25 protein-coding genes are annotated in these 19,051 nt (G+C 60.3%); 5 read left to right on the top strand and 20 right to left on the bottom strand.

The features are described from left to right. Nucleotides 1-10: 10 nt before the first annotated feature. Both CAG02_RS09095 and tsaA read left to right on the top strand, forming a co-directional pair. Nucleotides 11-781, top strand: a complete 771-nt coding sequence (locus CAG02_RS09095) for an SDR family oxidoreductase (RefSeq protein WP_085712907.1) — start codon at nucleotides 11-13, stop codon at nucleotides 779-781. Nucleotides 782-940: 159 nt separating this feature from the next. Continuing rightward, nucleotides 941-1,639, top strand: a complete 699-nt coding sequence (tsaA, locus tag CAG02_RS09090; protein ID WP_085712906.1) for a tRNA (N6-threonylcarbamoyladenosine(37)-N6)-methyltransferase TrmO — start codon at nucleotides 941-943, stop codon at nucleotides 1,637-1,639. Between the two features lie 157 nt (nucleotides 1,640-1,796). Here tsaA and fpr read toward each other — a convergent pair whose 3' ends face one another. Continuing rightward, nucleotides 1,797-2,576, bottom strand: coding sequence for a ferredoxin-NADP reductase (fpr, locus tag CAG02_RS09085; protein ID WP_003222277.1), 780 nt, complete (start codon nucleotides 2,574-2,576; stop codon nucleotides 1,797-1,799). Between the two features lie 144 nt (nucleotides 2,577-2,720). Between fpr and CAG02_RS09080 the strand changes: the two genes are divergently transcribed. Next, on the top strand, nucleotides 2,721-3,647 hold the full coding sequence (locus tag CAG02_RS09080) for a LysR family transcriptional regulator (protein WP_085712905.1): 927 nt from the start codon (nucleotides 2,721-2,723) through the stop codon (nucleotides 3,645-3,647). Here the strand turns inward: CAG02_RS09080 and CAG02_RS09075 are convergent. The 3 genes from CAG02_RS09075 to CAG02_RS09065 form a co-directional block, all read right to left on the bottom strand. Beyond that, on the bottom strand, nucleotides 3,644-4,006 hold the full coding sequence (locus tag CAG02_RS09075; protein ID WP_003222276.1) for a diacylglycerol kinase: 363 nt from the start codon (nucleotides 4,004-4,006) through the stop codon (nucleotides 3,644-3,646). The two genes, CAG02_RS09080 and CAG02_RS09075, sit on opposite strands and share 4 nt — an antisense overlap. Before the next feature lie 75 nt (nucleotides 4,007-4,081). Continuing rightward, nucleotides 4,082-4,732 (bottom strand): response regulator transcription factor ErdR, encoded by a 651-nt coding sequence (gene erdR, locus CAG02_RS09070; protein ID WP_085712904.1) that lies wholly within the window; start codon nucleotides 4,730-4,732, stop codon nucleotides 4,082-4,084. Between the two features lie 228 nt (nucleotides 4,733-4,960). Further along, entirely contained in the window at nucleotides 4,961-5,704 is a 744-nt protein-coding gene (locus tag CAG02_RS09065; protein WP_085712903.1) for a tRNA-uridine aminocarboxypropyltransferase, read from the bottom strand. Nucleotides 5,705-5,893: 189 nt separating this feature from the next. Here CAG02_RS09065 and CAG02_RS09060 point away from each other — a divergent pair, with 189 nt between their 5' ends. Then, on the top strand, nucleotides 5,894-6,319 hold the full coding sequence (locus CAG02_RS09060; RefSeq protein ID WP_085712902.1) for a PA3611 family quorum-sensing-regulated virulence factor: 426 nt from the start codon (nucleotides 5,894-5,896) through the stop codon (nucleotides 6,317-6,319). Here CAG02_RS09060 and CAG02_RS09055 read toward each other — a convergent pair whose 3' ends face one another. Then, complete coding sequence (locus CAG02_RS09055; RefSeq protein WP_085712901.1) at nucleotides 6,320-6,514, bottom strand: hypothetical protein; 195 nt, start codon at nucleotides 6,512-6,514, stop codon at nucleotides 6,320-6,322. A gap of 354 nt (nucleotides 6,515-6,868) precedes the next feature. Here CAG02_RS09055 and CAG02_RS09050 point away from each other — a divergent pair, with 354 nt between their 5' ends. Next, entirely contained in the window at nucleotides 6,869-7,987 is a 1,119-nt protein-coding gene (locus tag CAG02_RS09050) for a TIGR00730 family Rossman fold protein (RefSeq protein WP_085712900.1), read from the top strand. 67 nt (nucleotides 7,988-8,054) lie between these two features. Here CAG02_RS09050 and recX read toward each other — a convergent pair whose 3' ends face one another. The 15 genes from recX to CAG02_RS08975 all read right to left on the bottom strand — a co-directional run bounded on the left by recX (nucleotide 8,055) and on the right by CAG02_RS08975 (nucleotide 19,046). After that, a complete protein-coding gene (recX, locus tag CAG02_RS09045) occupies nucleotides 8,055-8,525 on the bottom strand; it encodes a recombination regulator RecX (protein ID WP_085712899.1) in 471 nt (156 codons plus the stop codon). An 8-nt stretch (nucleotides 8,526-8,533) separates the two neighbouring features. Then, the gene (recA, locus tag CAG02_RS09040; RefSeq protein ID WP_085712898.1) at nucleotides 8,534-9,592 is read right to left on the bottom strand and encodes a recombinase RecA; all 1,059 of its coding nucleotides are present in this window, start codon (nucleotides 9,590-9,592) and stop codon (nucleotides 8,534-8,536) included. 83 nt (nucleotides 9,593-9,675) lie between these two features. Beyond that, a complete protein-coding gene (locus CAG02_RS09035) occupies nucleotides 9,676-10,176 on the bottom strand; it encodes a CinA family protein (protein WP_085712897.1) in 501 nt (166 codons plus the stop codon). A gap of 68 nt (nucleotides 10,177-10,244) precedes the next feature. Next, the gene (locus CAG02_RS09030) at nucleotides 10,245-10,763 is read right to left on the bottom strand and encodes a lysis system i-spanin subunit Rz (protein ID WP_085712896.1); all 519 of its coding nucleotides are present in this window, start codon (nucleotides 10,761-10,763) and stop codon (nucleotides 10,245-10,247) included. Beyond that, nucleotides 10,742-11,308 (bottom strand): glycoside hydrolase family 19 protein, encoded by a 567-nt coding sequence (locus CAG02_RS09025; protein WP_085712895.1) that lies wholly within the window; start codon nucleotides 11,306-11,308, stop codon nucleotides 10,742-10,744. The genes CAG02_RS09030 and CAG02_RS09025 overlap by 22 nt, the downstream gene beginning before the upstream one ends. Nucleotides 11,309-11,342: 34 nt before the next feature. Further along, nucleotides 11,343-11,597 carry a hypothetical protein gene (locus CAG02_RS09020; RefSeq protein ID WP_085712894.1) on the bottom strand — a complete coding sequence of 85 codons (255 nt, stop codon included), beginning with the start codon at nucleotides 11,595-11,597 and terminating at the stop codon, nucleotides 11,343-11,345. Continuing rightward, entirely contained in the window at nucleotides 11,597-12,766 is a 1,170-nt protein-coding gene (locus CAG02_RS09015) for a hypothetical protein (protein WP_085712893.1), read from the bottom strand. The genes CAG02_RS09020 and CAG02_RS09015 overlap by 1 nt, the downstream gene beginning before the upstream one ends. 18 nt (nucleotides 12,767-12,784) lie before the next feature. Beyond that, entirely contained in the window at nucleotides 12,785-13,231 is a 447-nt protein-coding gene (locus tag CAG02_RS09010) for a hypothetical protein (RefSeq protein WP_085712892.1), read from the bottom strand. Next, nucleotides 13,232-14,128, bottom strand: coding sequence for a phage tail protein (locus tag CAG02_RS09005; protein ID WP_085712891.1), 897 nt, complete (start codon nucleotides 14,126-14,128; stop codon nucleotides 13,232-13,234). A 41-nt stretch (nucleotides 14,129-14,169) separates the two neighbouring features. Then, nucleotides 14,170-14,637, bottom strand: a complete 468-nt coding sequence (locus tag CAG02_RS09000) for a phage tail assembly chaperone (protein ID WP_085712890.1) — start codon at nucleotides 14,635-14,637, stop codon at nucleotides 14,170-14,172. Then, a complete protein-coding gene (locus CAG02_RS08995; protein ID WP_085712889.1) occupies nucleotides 14,637-15,563 on the bottom strand; it encodes a hypothetical protein in 927 nt (308 codons plus the stop codon). Before CAG02_RS08995 ends, CAG02_RS09000 begins: the two co-directional genes overlap by 1 nt. A gap of 22 nt (nucleotides 15,564-15,585) precedes the next feature. After that, complete coding sequence (locus CAG02_RS08990) at nucleotides 15,586-16,152, bottom strand: tail fiber assembly protein (protein WP_085712888.1); 567 nt, start codon at nucleotides 16,150-16,152, stop codon at nucleotides 15,586-15,588. Between the two features lie 7 nt (nucleotides 16,153-16,159). Continuing rightward, nucleotides 16,160-17,254, bottom strand: coding sequence for a phage tail protein (locus CAG02_RS08985; RefSeq protein ID WP_085712887.1), 1,095 nt, complete (start codon nucleotides 17,252-17,254; stop codon nucleotides 16,160-16,162). A gap of 128 nt (nucleotides 17,255-17,382) precedes the next feature. Further along, nucleotides 17,383-17,898, bottom strand: a complete 516-nt coding sequence (locus CAG02_RS08980; protein ID WP_085712886.1) for a phage tail protein — start codon at nucleotides 17,896-17,898, stop codon at nucleotides 17,383-17,385. Continuing rightward, nucleotides 17,895-19,046: a phage tail protein gene (locus CAG02_RS08975; protein ID WP_085712885.1), complete on the bottom strand. Its 1,152-nt coding sequence runs from the start codon at nucleotides 19,044-19,046 to the stop codon at nucleotides 17,895-17,897. The genes CAG02_RS08980 and CAG02_RS08975 overlap by 4 nt, the downstream gene beginning before the upstream one ends. Between the last annotated feature and the right edge of the window lie 5 nt (nucleotides 19,047-19,051).

Below are 19,051 nucleotides of genomic sequence, written 5' to 3'. Positions count from 1 at the left end.
AGGATTCGCCATGCACCCGTATTTCTCCCTGCAAGGCCGCACCGCCCTGGTGACCGGCGGCACCCGTGGTATCGGCAAAATGATCGCCAAGGCATTTGTCGAGGCCGGCGCCCGTGTGTACGTCTGCTCCCGTGACGCTGAAGCCTGTCATCAGACCGCTGAAGAACTCGGAGCCCTGGGCACTTGCGAGGGCGTGGCGGCGAATCTGGCGACCGAAGAGGGCGTAAAAGAACTGGCGGCCCGGTTGGGCGAGCAGATCACTCATCTGGACATTCTGGTGAACAACGCCGGCACCACTTGGGGGGCGCCGCTGGAGAGCTACCCGGTCAAGGGCTGGGAGAAGGTCATGCAGCTCAACGTGACTTCGGTGTTCAGTTGCATCCAGCAGTTTCTGCCGCTGCTGCGCAAGGCCGGTTCGGCAGCGAATCCGGCGCGGATCATCAACATCGGCTCGGTGGCGGGGATTTCTTCCTTCGGTGAACAGGCCTATGCCTACGGGCCGAGCAAAGCGGCCCTGCATCAACTGTCGCGGATTCTCGCTCGGGAACTGGTGAGCCAGCACATCAACGTCAACGTCATCGCACCGGGCCGCTTTCCGAGCAAAATGACCCAGCACATCGGCAATGACCAGCAGGCATTGGCCGAAGACACCGCACTGATCCCGATGAAACGCTGGGGCCGTGAGGAAGAGATGGCGGCGCTGGCAATCAGCCTGGCGAGTACCGCCGGGGCCTACATGACCGGGAATATCATTCCGCTGGATGGCGGATTTAGCCTGTAGATCCGCGGCGCGGCCTTCGCGAGCAAGCTCGCTCCCACATTTGGAATGCGTTCCCCTGTGGGAGCGAGCTTGCTCGCGAAGAGGCCAGTTCTGTCAGCACCAGACTTGAAGCCTGCCGGGTTATCATGCCCGCCCTGTTTCCTGCCTTGACCCAAGACCATGACTTACAGCGTCTCCCCCATCGGCTTCGTCCGCTCCTGCTTCAAGGAGAAGTTCGCCATCCCGCGCCAGCCGCAACTGGCCCCCGCCGCCCGTGGCGTGCTGGAACTGGTGGCACCGTTCGACCAGGGCGATGCGGTGCAGGGGCTGGAGCAGGTCAGCCATGTCTGGCTGCTGTTCCTGTTCCATCAGGCGCTGGAAGACAAGCCGCGACTGAAAGTCCGCCCTCCGCGCCTGGGCGGCAACAAGTCCATGGGCGTGTTCGCCACCCGCGCCACTCACCGGCCAAACGGCATCGGTCAGTCGGTGGTGAAGCTGGACAAAGTCGAGACCAATCGCCTGTTCATTTCCGGCATCGACCTGCTGGACGGCACGCCGATTCTCGATATCAAACCCTACGTGCCTTACGCCGACATCATCCCCGAGGCCTCCAACAGCATCGCCAGTGCCGCGCCGCAACTGATCGACGTGCAGTGGACGGATGCGGCGCTGCAACAGGCCCACACCCACGCTCAGCGCCTGGCCGAGCCGCTGGTGGAGTTGATCGAGCAATGCCTGGCTCAGGATCCGCGTCCGGCCTATCAGACGCCCGCACCGGAGCGCGAATACGGCGCACAGTTCTGGGATCTGGACGTGCGCTGGCATTACCCGACACCGGAGCAGATCCGCGTCCTGGAAGTCATCCCCGCCGAAGCGTGATCCCCGGAAACGAAAAAGCCCGCGCTGCCATCTCAGGCAACGCGGGCTTTCTTGTGTGGGAGCGAGCTTGCTCGCGAAGGCGGCGTGTCAGTCAACATAACTGCTGAATGTTCTACCTTATTCGCGAGCAAGCTCGCTCCCACAGATTTGAATGTGCTTACTTCTCGACGAACGCACGCTCGATCAGGTAATCACCCGGCTCGCGCATACGGGCCGAGATCTTCAGGCCGAAGCTGTCGAGCACTTCGCTGGTCTCGTCGAGCATGCTCGGGCTGCCGCAGATCATCGCGCGGTCGTCCTGCGGGTTGATCGGTGGCAGACCGATGTCGCTGAACAGCTTGCCGCTGCGCATCAGGTCGGTCAGACGGCCCTGATTCTCGAACGGCTCGCGGGTCACGGTCGGGTAGTAGATCAGCTTGTCACGCAGCGCCTCGCCGAAGAATTCGTTCTGCGGCAGGTGCTCGGTGATGAACTCCCGGTAGGCGACTTCGTTGACGTAACGAACGCCGTGAACCAGGATCACTTTCTCGAAGCGCTCGTAGGTTTCCGGGTCCTGGATCACGCTCATGAACGGCGCCAGACCAGTGCCGGTGCTCAGCAGGTACAGGTGCTTGCCCGGGTTCAGGTCGTCCAGGACGAGGGTGCCGGTAGGCTTCTTCGAGATGATGATCTCGTCGCCTTCCTTCAGGTGCTGCAACTGGGAGGTCAGCGGACCATCAGGCACCTTGATGCTGAAGAACTCGAGATGCTCTTCCCAGTTCGGGCTGGCGATCGAGTAAGCGCGCATAAGCGGGCGGCCATTTGGCTGTTGCAGGCCGATCATCACGAACTGACCGTTCTCGAAGCGCAGGCCCGGATCGCGGGTGCACTTGAAGCTGAACAGAGTGTCGTTCCAGTGATGAACACTGAGGACACGCTCGTGGTTCATGTTGCTCATGTACGTGGGACTCCTGGAGATTGATCTGCGCTTGCCCGGCTCGCGTTGAAGGATGCCGACGGTGCGCAATTGCATCGCATTCTAATAGCGCCGACAATATCTGTTAACTGGATTATTAAGATAAGGGTTATCGGTTATATCGATATGCGATTTACTCTTCGTCAACTGCAAGTCTTCGTCGCCGTCGCCCAGCAGGAAAGCGTGTCCCGTGCTGCGGGTCTGCTCAACCTGTCGCAATCGGCCGCCAGCACCTCAATCACCGAACTGGAGCGTCAATCCAGCTGCCAGCTGTTCGATCGCGCCGGCAAACGCCTGAGCCTCAACGCCCTCGGCAAACAATTGTTGCCGCAAGCGGTGGCGATGCTCGATCAGGCCAAGGAAATCGAAGACCTGCTCAACGGCAAATCCGGTTTCGGTTCGCTGTCGGTGGGCGCGACCCTGACCATCGGCAATTACCTGGCCACCTTGCTGATCGGCGGTTTCATGCAGCGTCACCCGGAAAGCCAGGTGAAGCTGCACGTGCAGAACACTGCCAATATCGTGCAACAAGTGGCGCATTACGAAATTGATCTGGGTCTAATCGAAGGCGATTGCAGCCATCCGGACATCGAAGTGCAGAGCTGGGTCGAGGATGAACTGGTGGTGTTCTGCGCCCCACAGCATCCGTTGGCCAAACGCGGCAGCGCGACCATGGAAGAGTTGACCCACGAAGCGTGGATTCTGCGCGAACAAGGCTCCGGTACCCGCCTGACCTTCGATCAGGCCATGCGTCACCATCGCAGTGCGCTGAATATTCGTCTGGAGCTGGAACACACGGAAGCGATCAAGCGCGCCGTGGAATCGGGTCTGGGGATTGGCTGCATCTCGCGCCTGGCGCTGCGTGATGCATTCCGGCGCGGCAGCCTGGTGCCGGTGGAGACGCCGGATCTGGATCTGGCGCGGCAGTTCTATTTCATCTGGCACAAACAGAAGTACCAGACTTCCGCCATGCGCGAGTTTCTCGATCTGTGCCGCGCCTTCACCGCCGGGGTCCAGCGCAGCGACGAGATCGTCCTGCCGACAATCGCTTAAAGCAGAATCACCGCCCACACCAGGGCAATCATGCTCAGTGCCACGAATTGCGCGGCGCTGCCCATGTCCTTGGCATTCTTGGACAGCGGGTGCAATTCCAGGGAAATGCGGTCGATGGCCGCCTCCACCGCAGAGTTCAGCAACTCGACGATCAGCGCCAGCAGGCACACGGCAATCAGCAACGCCTGCTCGACACGGCTGACATTCAGGAAGAACGTCAGTGGAATCAGCACCACGTTAAGCAGCACCAGCTGACGGAACGCCGCTTCGCCGGTGAAGGCTGCGCGCAGACCGTCCAGCGAGTAACCGGAAGCGTTGAGGATGCGTTTCAGGCCCGTCTGGCCCTTGAAAGGTGACATAAAGTAAACAACCGACCAAAAAGAAGTGGGGAAGCTAGTTCAACGAAAGTCAAAAAAGCGTGAAGACGCCAGCCTTTACTGGCTTGGAATTGACTCAAGTTGTTGCAAGAGTAAAGCCGCCTGGGTACGAGTCCGCACGTTCAGCTTGCGAAAGATCGCCGTGACGTGGGCCTTGATGGTCGCTTCCGACACGTTCAACTCATAGGCAATCTGCTTGTTGAGCAGGCCTTCACAGACCATGGTCAACACCCGGAACTGCTGGGGTGTAAGGCTCGCAAGACCATCGCTGGCAGCCTTGGCCTCGTCGGAGACGCTAACGGCTTCGAACGCCTGTGGCGGCCAGAACACGTCACCGTCCAGCACTTTGCGCACTGCTTCCTGAATCACGCTCAAGTCGCTCGACTTGGGAATGAAACCGCTGGCACCGAACTCCCGCGACTTGACCATCACCGAAGCCTCTTCCTGCGCCGAGACCATCACCACCGGAATCTGCGGGTACTGACCGCGCAGCATCACCAGCCCGGAAAACCCAAAGGCGCCCGGCATATTCAGGTCAAGCAGCACCAGATCCCAGTCGGCCTTCTCGGTCAGGCGCGCCTCCAGCTCGGCGATGCTCGCCACCTCCACCATTCGTACATCCGGACCAAGGCCCATCGTCACCGCTTGATGCAGTGCGCTACGAAAAAGAGGGTGATCATCGGCAATCAGGATGTCGTATGTGGCCATTTTTCAAATGATCCTGTTTTTGATGGCAGACCCGATGCATTCGGGGCTCACCAAGGCAAATCAAGATGCCGGCGCTTGTGCAGCGGCATCCACAGGGGCACGTTCAACGCCAATCACGGACAAAACGGCGTTTCAAACCTTGGCCGCACCCCAATCGGCGCCAAGCATGCCCAGCGAAGCCGGGGTGGTCAAGCAACACGGCCACTGCTTTAGCAGTATGGGCCAGGATCAGGCCGGCACCGGTTGCGGGTTGGCTATAAAAGGCAGCAACTCGGCATGGGCCGGTGTCGACACATTCACCTCAAGCTGCTGCTTGGCGCCCAGGTAGTGCTGGCTGAACACATCGAAATAGGCGTCCAGCGCCGAGGCGGCATCCGTGTCGCCCGCCAGTTCCAGGCACAGCGCCGCGACTTCGGCGGTGCACAGGTGCTCGCTGCGGGTCGAACGGCGCAGGCGATAACGCGACAGCTTGTCGGGCAACAGACTGAGGATCGGCAGGCGATCGAAGTACGGGCTCTTGCGGAAGATCTTGCGCGCCTCGGTCCAGGTCGCGTCCAGCAGAATGAACAACGGACGCTTGCTGCTATCGAGATCCACGGTGTTGGTGACCCGCGAAGGCTCGACGTACTCGCCGGGAAACACCAGATACGGCTGCCATTGCGGGTCGTTCAGCAGCGCGAGCAATTGCTCGTCGGGTTCGGTCCGCGACCAGATGAAGGCGTGATTGTCCCGCACGATGTCGGCGATCAGCCAACCGGTGTTGCTCGGCTTGAACACTTCCTTGCCGGTCATGATCAGGCAGACACCGGAGCGGGTTTCCACGGTCGGGCGCCAGGCGCACAGGCAATGACTGATGATGACCCGGCAGTCGCGGCAACGCTCGGAGCGGAAACCACGGGCCTGAATCGGCTTGATGCCCTCGTCCTCGCGCTGATCGCGCAGGCGGGCCACGGCGTTGGGGGCATGGTTCATTGCGGGCGACGCCGACTGACAGGAAAACTCGACACGAACAACTCTCGGCAAGGCAATAAAGGCCGGCAGTTTATCAGAGCAACGGGCACAAGCCTGTACCCTCCCGACCGGCTCCCCTATAATTCGCCGCCACTGAACGCACAGCCCCGGGGCTGGTCGAACCACCAGTCACTGAATCAGGAGAGTTTCATGCTGCGCCTTATCGTTCCTACCGCGGCCATTGCACTGGCGTTGTCCTTCAGCGCACAGGCTGCGTCCCTGAAAGAGCAGAACCTGAACAAAGAGCTGCAAAACGTCGCCGCCCAAAGCAGCGTCGGTACACCACGGGCGATCAACGAAGACATCCTCGATCAGGGTTACACCGTCGAAGGCACCACGCTGATCAACCACCTGAGCGTCCAGGCAAGCCATGCCGAGAAGATGCGCGCCGATCCCAAAGCCGTGTATTTCCAGCTGGGAGCTTCGGTCTGCAACAACCCGTCGTACCGCAAGCTGATGGCCAAGGGCGCCGTGATGCGTTACGACTTCAGCGAAGTGAAGACCAATCGGGCGATCGGTTCGGCCAGCTATCAGGAATCGGACTGCCCGAAAGCAGGCCCGGCGAAGAAGAAGTAATCAACGAGAATTGGCGCGCCGCTGTTCATCCTCGGCGCGCAGTTCGGCCAGCAAGGCCTGCAGATAGCGCGAGCGGCGCTCCCCTCCCGAAAGACGTCGGCAGCACTCCTCTTCGAGACTGACATGATTGGTCTCGGCCGATGCTTTCAACATTCGATACAGCTGCGTATCGATCTCCAGAATGACTCTGGTCATGTGTCCCGCCTCCTTGCCACCCGCAAATCCTTGAATCGCTTGCACCTTGCGTACGCTCGCTGACGCAAAGTTGTCGTACGGCGCCTTTAACTTAGTAAATCAGAGCATTTTGCCCTCGGTGCGCCTTCGGACGAGCGGTGAAAGCACTTCGCAAAACGACAATAAGCAGTTGCCAGGCAAGACTTTGTGGCGCAATGCTCAATGAGCGAGAAATGCTTTGAGGGTCTAGATTCAAAGTATTCCCGATCATTTTATCAACGGCAGGAAAGGAGCTGCCGGACGTTTGTTTTTCTTGCAGCGCGGCACTGACGCCGCACGTCAGGGCCGAAGGCTCTGTGCAGAAGGAGAAGTTGCATGCCTTACCAACCGAATGACCTGCTCAGCCGTCATTTTCAGGAAAGCGGCCACGACCTCACCGGCAAGGTCGAAGAACAACTCAACCTGGTTTCCCCCAACAGCCCGAACATTCCCATCTACCGCGACATGATCCTGACCGTGCTGCGCATGGCCCAGGAAGATCACAACCGCTGGAACGCCAAGATCACCCTGCAAGCCCTGCGTGAACTGGAGCAGGCGTTTCGCACGCTCGAACAGTTCAAGGGCCGGCGCAAGGTCACCGTATTCGGCTCGGCGCGCACGCCCGTCGAGCATCCGCTGTACGCCATGGCCCGTGAACTGGGCGCAGCCCTGGCCAGATCAGACATGATGGTCATCACCGGTGCCGGTGGTGGAATCATGGCCGCCGCCCATGAAGGGGCCGGCCGCGACAACAGCCTGGGATTCAACATCACCCTGCCCTTCGAACAGCACGCCAACCCTACCGTGGACGGCACCGGAAACCTGCTGCCATTCCACTTTTTCTTTACGCGCAAACTGTTCTTCGTCAAAGAGGCCGACGCACTGGTGCTGTGCCCCGGTGGCTTCGGCACGCTGGACGAAGCGCTGGAAGTGCTGACCCTGATCCAGACCGGCAAAAGCCCGCTGGTGCCGGTGGTGCTGCTGGACGCGCCGGGCGGCACGTTCTGGCAAGGAGCACTGGACTTCATTCGTCAGCAACTGGAGGACAACCGTTACATCCTGCCAACCGACCTGAAACTGATGCGCCTGGTCTACAGCGTTGAAGAGGCGGTGGAACAGATCAATCAGTTCTATGGCAACTTCCACTCCAGCCGCTGGCTCAAACGGCAGTTCGTGATTCGCATGAACCACAGGCTCAGCGACCGGGCACTGGACCACATGCAGGAAGCCTTCGCCGATCTGTGTCTGAGCGACCGGTTCCATCAACACGCCTATAGCGCTGAGGAGCACGACGAGGCGCAATTCAGCCATCTGGCGCGACTGTCCTTCGCCTTCAACGCCCGGGACCATGGGCGCCTGCGGGAACTGGTGGACTTCATCAACCTGCCGGAAAACTGGGCCCAATCCAGACCACAAACGGCGCAACCCTCCAGAGAACCGTCAAAGGTAATCTGAAGGCAAAAAAAAAGCGGCCCGCTATCGAAATAGCGGGCCGCTTTTTTTGATTGAAACTGGAAGCGATTTAATCGTCCATCCCTCTGCCGCTGAACAAGCGGTTGATCATCTCCATCGAGAACCCCCGATACGCCAGAAACCGGCCTTGTCTGGCTCGTTCCTTGGCGTCAGCGGGAAGCTGTCCGGAGAATTTCCGTTGCCACGTGTCTGTCAATTGCTCCTGCCAGTTGATACCGCTCTCACGCAAGGCGAGTTCGATATCGGCACGCTGCAGGCCCCGCTGGCTCAGCTCTTCACGAATCCGTAACGGGCCATAACCTGAACGGGCGCGGTAAGAAACAAAGCTTTCCAGATAACGGGCTTCGGAAAGCAGCCCTTCTTCCGTCAATCGGTCGAGAGCTGTTTCGATCATTTCGGGTGGAGCGCCGCGCTGACGCAGTTTACGCGTCAGCTCGACTCGACCGTGCTCGCGGCGTGCGAGCAGATCCATTGCGGTTCGCCGCACCGCGACGAGGGTATCGAGTACGGCGGTTGTCATCGGTGCAATCAGATGTCAGCGTCAGCCAGGTCGTCTTCGGTCTCTGTGACCGCAGAAGCCTTGGAGTCAGCGATCACGGCTGGCGACAGCAGCTTGTCACGCAGTTGCTTCTCGAGCTTCGCCGCGACTTCCGGGTTGTCTGCCAGGAACTTGGCCGAGTTGGCCTTGCCCTGACCGATCTTGGTGCCTTCGTAGGCATACCAAGCGCCGGACTTCTCGACGAAACCGTGCAGAACGCCCAGATCGATCATCTCGCCGTTCAGGTAGATACCCTTGCCGTAGAGAATCTGGAACTCGGCCTGACGGAACGGCGAAGCCACCTTGTTCTTCACAACCTTGACGCGGGTTTCGCTGCCGACCACTTCGTCGCCTTCCTTCACCGCGCCGGTACGGCGGATGTCGAGACGAACCGAAGCGTAGAACTTCAGCGCGTTACCACCGGTGGTGGTTTCCGGGCTGCCGAACATCACGCCGATCTTCATGCGGATCTGGTTGATGAAGATCACCAGGCAGTTGGCGTTCTTGATGTTACCGGTGATTTTACGCAGCGCCTGGGACATCAGACGGGCTTGCAGGCCCACGTGCATGTCGCCCATTTCGCCTTCGATTTCAGCCTTCGGCACCAGTGCCGCCACGGAGTCGACGATGATCACGTCAACGGCGTTGGAGCGCACCAGCATGTCGGTGATTTCCAGGGCCTGTTCGCCGGTGTCCGGCTGGGAAACCAGCAGGTCGTCGACGTTGACACCCAGCTTGCCGGCGTACTCAGGATCGAGGGCGTGTTCGGCGTCGACGAATGCGCAGGTCGCGCCGGCCTTCTGGGCCTGGGCGATCACGGACAGCGTCAGTGTGGTTTTACCGGAAGATTCAGGACCGTAGATTTCAACAATACGGCCTTTTGGCAGACCGCCGATGCCGAGCGCGATGTCCAGACCCAGAGAGCCGGTGGAAATGGCCGGGATCGCCTGACGGTCCTGATCGCCCATACGCATTACGGCACCCTTGCCGAATTGACGTTCGATCTGACCCAGGGCCGCAGCCAAGGCTTTCTTCTTGTTGTCGTCCATTAAAGTCCTCACGTAATCAATAAGGCCTGACGGCCAACACCTGTATAAGTAGCCAGTATTATTCCACAGCGTTCGCGGATCGCCTACCCCTGATTTTCGATTTCTCGTGCCGCTAGTCGCAGGAGCCCCTCTAGCGCGGCCTTCACCGTTTGTCGGCGGACTTCGTCGCGGTTGCCGGGGAAGTGCTGCACCTCGCTGGAAACCGCATCGCCGACACCCCAGGCCAGCCACACCGTGCCCACCGGTTTGTTCGGTGAGCCGCCGTCCGGCCCGGCGATACCGCTGACCGCCACGGCGAACCGCGCACGGCTGTGTTTCTGCGCACCGCGCACCATCGCCTCGACCACCTCGCGACTGACTGCGCCCACCGTCCCGAACAGTTCGGCAGGCACGTTCAGTTGCTGGGTTTTCTGGCGGTTGGAGTAGGTCACATAACCGGCCTCGAACCAGGCGGAGCTCCCCGGGATCCGGGTAATCGCTTCAGCGATGCCGCCGCCGGTGCAGGACTCGGCCGTGGTGACGTGGGCATTGAGCAACTGCAGGCGTCGGCCAAGTTCGGCCGCCAGTTGGGTGAGGTCTTTCACGGCACTCTCCGGATCGGGTGGAATGCCTACCACCGTACACGAGCCGGTTGCGCTTTCAATACACAGACTCATTCAAAATGTGCAGGCGCCAGTGCTCTGATATAGGCCTGACAGGCCTGCAGGGCAATCAGTCCGCGATCGCCTTCGCCGGTGATGGCGACAATTCGTTGAGCATGCGCCGGGTCAAGTCGGGCGCGTACGGTTGCATGATCCACGCCGCCGGTGCCGGAGGCGGCTGGCACGCCGCAGCCTTGGGCAGCGTCGCCTGCGTCGATGAGGACTGACAGGCGCAGATCAGCAGTGGCAAGGCGGTCGCGCAGGCGATCCTGATCACGTTGGGCATCGCTGAGTGCTCGATAATGGGTTTGCTCACTGGCCGCGAGCCGTTGCTCCAGGGCCAGACGCTTGTCCTGCTCGGCCTGTTGCGCCGTGGCAGCAGCCTGAGTCAGTTGGTTGAGGGTTTCGGCATGCTGTCGGGCCTGCTCGGCCATTTGGCGGCCGTAGCGCCAGTCCTGGAATTGCCAGGCCAGCGCGGCAGCCCCCAGAACCAGCAATAAAACACCGGTTACACGCCAGGAGATGGACATAACACCGCCCTCGCCCGCGCCCAGATATCCAGGCGATCCTGCAAGCCGTTCAACCCGCCGTTGATTCGACGGGTGATGGTGTTGAACTGATCGCGGTCCGCCAGTTCGTTCAAACCGTTCTGCTCCCAGAACCACGCGGCGGACTCCGCCGCCCACTGCGGTTGCTCGAGCAATTCGGGCAACGACAACAGACGCTCATCGCCAAACAGCCCGAGACTGCACTGGCGATAGTTGGTGCGGCCGGTGATCTGGATCAGACCGCGACCGCGATACTTCTGCCCGTCACCATCGGCTTCCGGCGTATTGCCCAGTCGCAGGGCCAGCGTCCCCGTGTCGTACTTGCTCAAATACTGGTTGTCGCCCAGTTCGCGCACGTAGCGCAACTGCCCGGACTCATGGCCGACCTGAGCGAGAAACGCAGCGACGCGCTTGGGCGTATCGATGCGATGACGCGCCATGGCGTCGTTGAGCGGTGAAACAAAAACGCCCGCTTGGGAGCGGGCGTTGGGCATGATGTTGCTGAGGTTGTTTTCAGTGATTTGCATAATGCTTGATCCTCCCTGGATTGCGCCGATTGAATCACGGCTGGCGACCGAATCCGGTCAGCCATTTCTTTGCCAGGGTTTTCAGGGCGCCATCAGGGGCAACGTCTTCTTGCGACGAAAACACCCAGCCAAGGGTGCCGAAGTTCGCCGACCAGTCGATTTGTGGTGCTGGAGTGATCTCGGAGATATCGACCCAAAGCAGATCCGGGTGAAACATCTCGACCATGTTTCCGTCGGTCGAGAACAGTTCGACCACCGTGTTTTCAACAACGCGTGCGTAGGTTTTCATCAGGCGTACTCGTAAATGATCACGACACCAGGGGCACCTGATGTTCCTGATTTGCCAGCCAGATTGGGGCCGATTGCGACCCCGCCGCCACCGGATCCATATCCCGTGCCGGGGAAGCCAGGGAAGCTGGTAATGACGGTGGTGCCGAACCCGAAGCCACCACTGCCCAATGGAGAGCTGCCACCATGCCCCGCCAGCGTCGAACTATTGACCGAGATGCCCGGTGATCCCGGGGCCCCGGCTGAGTTGACGATGTTCCCGCCAGACGCAGTTTCACCGGGATACCCGCCCACACAAAGTCCTGCCGACGATCCTGAAACAACACCGACCCAGAGGGAACCCTGACCTCCCGGTGCCGATACCAGCGAACCCAGCGAGCTGGTTCCTCCGACGCCGCCGTTCGCCTGTGCAGCTCCGGCAGCCCCACCGGCACCGATCGTGACGATCTGGCTCGCACCGATCCTGTCGCTCGGCAACCGGGTCTCGGCGTAACTGCCGGAAGCACCACCACCGGAGACGGCATATTGATTCGCACCGGTCGCTGCAATTCCCGCACTCCCGCCACCACCGCCCACGACTTTGACCAATACGGATCGCATCCCCACGGTCGGTGTATAAACACCGCTGACAGCAAATGTCTTCACATTCAACAAACGACCACCCCCGGCATTGCCGCCACTGGCATACACCAGCAACCAACAGTCCAGCGCGGCGCTATACACCACCGAACACACACTGCCGCCGACAATTTCGGCTGGCCGTAATGCACTCTGTGCCAGACTCAAAAGCGGTTTGGGCAGAAGACCATTCGGCGCAAATGTACTCGCTCCGGTATTGGCATTACCTGCCGTGAAGCGCAGTGCCAGCCCGTCCTTCAACGCAGTGATGGTCGGCACATAATTGGCCATGTAGAGGTTGGCAGCGCCGATATCCGCTGCGTGTTTATCTTCACCGCTCTGGCTGATTTTCCTGATCGCCAGCAACAACTGCGTCGCATCGCTTTCGCTCGGTTCAAGGCCCGCAGACTTGACGACATTCAGCAGCTCATCGGTGATGCCATTGCCCCAGGTCGCGGGGATCAGCGATCCCGGCGACCCGCCGACCACGTCTTCATTGACGAACTTGCCGTTCACCAGCCCGATGCCGGGAACGCTTTTCGGATAATCCATTTCAGTTTCCCTGATCCATTAGAGTGCCGTTGCCAACCAGCGCGGCGCCACCGGACGACGCTCGCTGAACGGGAAAAACGAAGCCTGAGGCCAGTCCCGCAGCGCGCGCCGAAACGCTTGCAGTTCGGCATATTGCTCGGTGGTCAGCGTGGTGCCGCCGCCGTCCTCCAGCTCATCGCGGTCGCGGGCCACCAGACCATCGGTGGCTGCCAGTTGTGCGGTTCGCCAGCGACGCTCGATATCCGCCGCTTCATCCGCCGTTGGAGGTGGCGGATCGACCAGCACCGGAAAACCGTTATCCGCCCGCACGCCAATCACTTTTGCAGAGACCGACAGTTGCTTCAGCAGCGAGGCCCAGTAGGCTTGGGGAATCTCGATGACATCGTTGGGAATGTCCGACGAGTTGATACCCGGTACATAAACGCCCCGAGTGCTGGCGCTGAACAAAACATTGAAAGCGTTCATTCAATACCCCTTCGCAAAATAGTTCACGCTCCAGCCAGCAGAAGACTGGCCCAAGTAATTCCGTACTCTCAAGCGACAACCTTGTTTGGTCGCACTCCCCCCGTACAGGAGCACCATCGCTCCGTCACCACCGACATGTGTCGCCACCAGTGACGAAAATGCCACCGGAAACGAAATCGGAAACGTCACATAGACATCCCCATTGGCATCAGTTGATCCGTAACCCCACTGCTCGATATTGCCGCTCGCGAACCGCTGATAGCCGGCATCGCCGAAGGCACCGGAGTGAGCCGACGCATATCGGTCACTGACGGATCCACCATAAAGTCGCCAGTCAGTGCCAACCCGGATCAGTTGCGCCGAGTCGCCAATACCGAGCAGCAGCGACCCCACCGTGTTGTTGCTGCTGATGATGCGCTCGTTCGCTGCCGGGTTGATCGTCAGCACACCGGTGCCGAGATTGATGACGTGCAGCGTACTTGCATTACCGGCGACGCCGAGAACGGGCATGGTGGCGGTGACCGGTGCCGCGCTGTAGAAACTGACCATTCCGCCCACATGGGCCGCAGTCAGAACCGTACTGGTCGCAAAGGACGTGAGCCCCGAAAACTGCACGCCGCTACGAGCGACAAAACCTGTAGTGGCGACGGTCTGGCTGTTGTCGAACTGCGACGCCGTGGCGAACAACCGGCTACCGCGTAATGCTGTCAGCAATTGATCAACCTTGGCCTCCGACGCCGTGAGGCCGGCCGCCTGAATGACATTGATCAATTCCTGCGTGACACCGTTGCCCCAACTGGCCGGGATCAACGATCCCGGCTTGCCCGTAATCAGGTCTTCATCGACAAACCGACCGTTGACCAGGCCGGCACTGGGAACACTATTGGGATAGTCCAAGGTTTATCTCCTTATCTGAAAACATGGGTAGCGTGACGGCTTCAGCCAATCGGGCCGGCCAGCCACTGCGGCGCTGATGGCCGAGTAACGGATGACGGGAATGCGCCGGAATCGGGCCAGTCGCGCAATGCCTGGCGGTACTCGAGCAGCTCCAGGTATTGCTGGGCCTTGAGCGTTGTCCCACGCCCCAGCTCCTGCTCGTCGCGGTGGCGGGTGACCAGCCATTCGGTGGCCGCCAGCGTCGACTGGCGCCAGGCGCGCGCAGCCGCCAAAGGCTCGTTGTCCTCGACGGCTGCGACCTGAGCGATTTCAGGACCTAGCGGTTCGCGCAGAGGCTCGACAGCGGGCGTCAACTCAGACATCGGCGCGCCGATTTCAACATCAACACCTTCGGGCACCTGCACCATCGCAGCGACAAAAGCCGCCGCGAACAGTTGCTCGATGGCGTAGTCACCGGTGTCGATCACTTCGATCGCGACACCGTTCTCAATGCGTGCATAACGGGCCATTACTCGTACTCCCAGATTTCACAGAAGGCATTGCCACCGGCACCGCTGACGACTGATGCAGAAGCGTTGGTCGAGCATGAACCGCTTCCCCCCGAGCCGCGAACACCGGCAATGCCAGTGCCATTGACGCCCATCAGGGGAGCACCACCATCAAACGGGCTCGGCCCCCCGCCCCCGCAGAGCACACCCCAATTGGCGTTGTACATCGCATAGGTGCCGGGGATGCCCCGAGCGCTGCAGAGATTGCCGCCCGTAACGACCTGCCCACCCGCGCCGCCCTGTACAAATCCGGACGCCGTTGCGGACGTCAGGACTGTTATCGTCTGCCCGCCCATGCCGCCCGAAACACTCAAGTAAGAACCGAAAGACGCACCGCCACCCGCCTGACCAATCGCGTTACGTGCGGTACCGCCAGCGCCCAAAGTGACCGGAACACCGGCCAGCATTTCCGGCGTGACGTCATACAGGCTCTCCCCGTAAGCACCCGCTCCGCCACCGCCGCCAATCCCTTGATAAGTAGCCGGGATCGGCGCACATCCGCCCCCCGAACCACCCGCCCCGACCAGCCGCACACGAATCCGCTTCGCCCTCGGGTTCGGCTTGTAAACCGTGATCCCGACCGTCTCGATCTGCCGCACAGCCAGCAACCGTCCCACGGCATCGGTGATGCCATAGCCCGCCAGCGTGGTCGGGGTGTTCTTCAGTTTGGTGAAGTCGACCAGGGCGCCAATGGCCGTTGCCAACTGGTTGGTCTTGCTCTCATCCGGGGTGAGTCCTGCAGCCTTGATGGCGTTGAGAATTTCTTGCGTGACACTGTTGCCCCAGGCGGCGGGGATCAACGAACCGGGTGTGCCGGAAACAGGGTTTTCATCGATAAAACCACCGTCGACCAGACCGACGCCGGGGATGCTTTTTGGATAGTCCATTGCACTGTTCCCTGTGCTTCTGTCAGATGGTTACGGTTGCGCCGGGCACTGCCGGCCAGGTGATCTGTTCCGGGAAACCGGCCTGCTTTTCGATGCGGTTCAGCTCCACGCAGTAGAGCTTCCATTCGAGCAGTTGCAGTTGCTCTTCGTGGCTGGCATCACCGATGTCTTCGGCGTATTGCAGGGGGGCAATGCGCAAGACCGCGTCGCGCAGCAGCGCGTCGCGCTTCTCCAGAACCTGCTGGCTGATGCTGGCCAACCTGACTTGTTCATCCAGTTGCCAGGCGTTGTCGCGCCACACATGGAACTCTCCGGGCCAGGGTTGCGCCGTCAGGGTGTCCGGCAACTCGCCCAACTCATTCCAGATCTGTTGCGCGCCACCGTCCTTGCGATAGACCAGGCCACGTCGGTCAATCACCTCTCGCGGTACTCCATTGATCAACGCCCAGGCGTGACCGCTTTCCAGTTCAGGCAATTCGAACGATAACTGGACCGCGTTACTGGGCAGTTGAATACCGATACCTGGCGTCACGAAAAACTCGACAGGTCCGGACAAGGCGCCCGAGCCATCAAACAGATAATTGAACATAGGTACCTCAGATGAGTTTGATACGGCCGGGATAGGCGATGTTGCGCGGGCGGGATTTGAAAGCGAACAGCAGCGCGTTGGCGGTATCGCGCTGGTAAGACGTGTTGACGGGGAAGGTCGGGCCACCATTGACCAGTCCGGACACGTACTGCGGCTCTTCACGGGTATCGGCGCCAAAACTGGTCAGGCTGTCCGACCACCACGCACCCACCGCACCGGCACCATTGGCACCCATTGCATACGAATGCGTCGAGCCCACCTGAAAGGAACCCATGGCACGTGCCGCATCCACGCCCCGGCCCTCGTCCAGCACTCGCAGAAACTCGCCTCGCCCTTCCGGGCCACGGAAGGTCGCCGCGCCGTCGCCCGAGGTCCATTTACCTTCGTTGCCTGCACGCGCCGCTTCAGTGCCCAGCATTCCGGAGAGCTGGGCGTGATCCCACAGCCACGGCCACTCGGTACGCTTCATGACTGCGCCGTTGAGCGCACCGTAACCACCGGGGCTGAGCGACATGGTCGTCTCGAAAAACGGCCGGCCAAGAGGGGTGTTGTCGAAGCGACCGACTGGCCACCAACTGCCAGCGCCGTCGCTGCGCAAATGCCACCAGTCACCGCCGCCCATCAGCACCAGAAACGGGTAACCGCTCGCAGACAAATGCGTGTGAAATCGGATCCGGTCGGTTCCGGATGCCTGCACCACCATTCGATTGCCGCCGTTGTCGACACGACGAACAATCACGTCACGCACACCCAGCCCGACAGTGGCGCCGGGCAAGGTGATCGTCGTGGCACCGGGGCTGCCATCGATCAATACCAGACCGAGTTCCTGATCACTCAATGCCTTCGAAGCGGCAAGCCGTGTCACCACCGAACGCATTGGGCTGGCGGCACCGATGATCGATTGAATGGCTTTGAACAACTGGCCGGTATCCGCCTCGTTGGCCGTCATTCCAGCGCCCGTGATCACGTTGAGAATTTCTTGTGTAACGCTGTTGCCCCACACCGCCGGAATCAAAGAACCCGGCGTGCCTGCCACCGGGTTTTCATCGACGAAGCGGCCGTCGACCAGGCCGACGCTGGGGACGCTTTTTGGATAATCCATGGGATGTTCGTTCCTCTGTCATGACAAATGAAACGTGGCGGCGCGAAGACGTTCGCAACGGCGCAAACATTTCTGTTTCTGAAAATAAAAAGCCCACATGAAGTGGGCTTGAGTAAGGCGGACTGCGATTACGGGGCTGGAGGCGCCACCAGTTCGCGAATGGCCTGCAGCGCCTCATCGGCGGCAGCGCGAGCCTGATCCATCTGGCTTTTGCTAGCGTACGCACGGATCTGGGTCTTGGCTTTCAGGCGCACGGTTCGCAGGGTCAGCAGGTTCTCGCTGAGCTGGGCAGCCTTGTCGAGGATCTGTTCGGCCGACTGTTTGGCCGACCGGCCCTTGGCAACCCAGGCAGCAACGGACAACGGCACGTCCTTTTTCGGGTAGCCGGCATCCTGATAGGCCTGAGCGTCAATAGCTGCCTGGGCGTACTCCAAAGCCTTGAGCGGATCACCTGCCAACACGCTGCGCGCACTGTCGGCGACAGCATCGACTCGGGAACAAAGGCTTTCGGCCTCTTGTTGTTCGAGTGCAGCCAGTTTCAAAGGGTTCGACACCCACTGTTGACCGTCCCACTCGTGGTCGGGCGCAGGTTGTGGCGTACGCAACTCGTCACCGAACTGATGAAGGTCCTGAATCACTTTCATCGGAGCAACTCCCACACAATATGAACATTGACGGCATTGCTGAAATTCACCCCGATACCCGAGGTGTAATCGGTGACAGGATGATTTTTGATGCCGATGCCATGCAACGCCTCGTCTTTCAATGCGCTCGTGGAGCCAAGGCCATGCTGGGACTGAAATGTCTGCCACAACGAGCGGAGCTGCGAATGATCGAAGCTGGCAGTCAATGTCGATACTGTGACATCCCCTACCTCATTGTTGGTGGTAATGACGGTTGGATATTTGCCAGTCCATCCTGCCGGATTGCCCGAGATCGCCTGCGTGCCAGGCGAAAGAAAGGTGTAACTGGACCCCACCCAGCCGACCTCCGAGAACCCTATGTTCGTTACCAACGCGGCTGACGGCGTTGGATTGCCGACCGTCAGTCGTGCCGCTCGTGCATGCGGATCCAGAGGCAGATAAATCACGCCGGTCCCATTGACCGTCTGGCTCCAGGTGAGCCGTGCCCGGTTATAGATCGTCAGAACCGAAGGCAAGGTTCCAACGGTTCCGGTCAGAATCCAGGCAACGCACATATCCAGACTGGTAGACGGAAAACCGCCGCCCCCCACCCCATCTGCGGTGCCTTTGAGAGAGGCAGGCACTGCGTCAGTCGGCGTACCTCGCTGCACATAAAACGTCAGTGCACCGGCGATCACCTGAGCACGCAAAAAATACCCCGTGTTAGGTAAAAGATCTGCACTGGTCCAGCTTTGCGTGGTGAAAGTACGCGACCTGCCCAACTGACCGTCCACAACCTCCTGGCCCAGACTGACCGGCACACCGAGGGGAACCGTGACCTTGCCGCCACTGGTAGCCGCCGCGCTGACGGTCACGGAAAGTCGACCCTCTGCACTGGCGATCGTCGGCAACGGCAACGAGCCAATCGGCAGTGCCGAATCCAGCGTCCAGCCCTTGCTCGAAACGCTGCGAATCGCCTGCAACAACTGATCGTATTTCTTCTCGTCCGGAGTCAGGTCCCCGGCCGTGATCACGTTAAGAATTTCCTGCGTGACACCGTTGCCCCAGTTCGCCGGGATCAACGATCCCGGTGTCCCGGTCAGCGGGTTTTCATCGATAAATTTCCCATCCACCAGACCGGCGCTGGGCACACTCTTCGGATAATCCATTGCGT

The organism is Pseudomonas sp. R43(2017), from assembly GCF_002112345.1.
Lineage (GTDB): Bacteria > Pseudomonadota > Gammaproteobacteria > Pseudomonadales > Pseudomonadaceae > Aquipseudomonas > Aquipseudomonas kribbensis.
The sequence above is the reverse complement of the archived record's forward strand: the minus strand, read 5'-3'. Positions and strand labels throughout refer to the sequence as shown.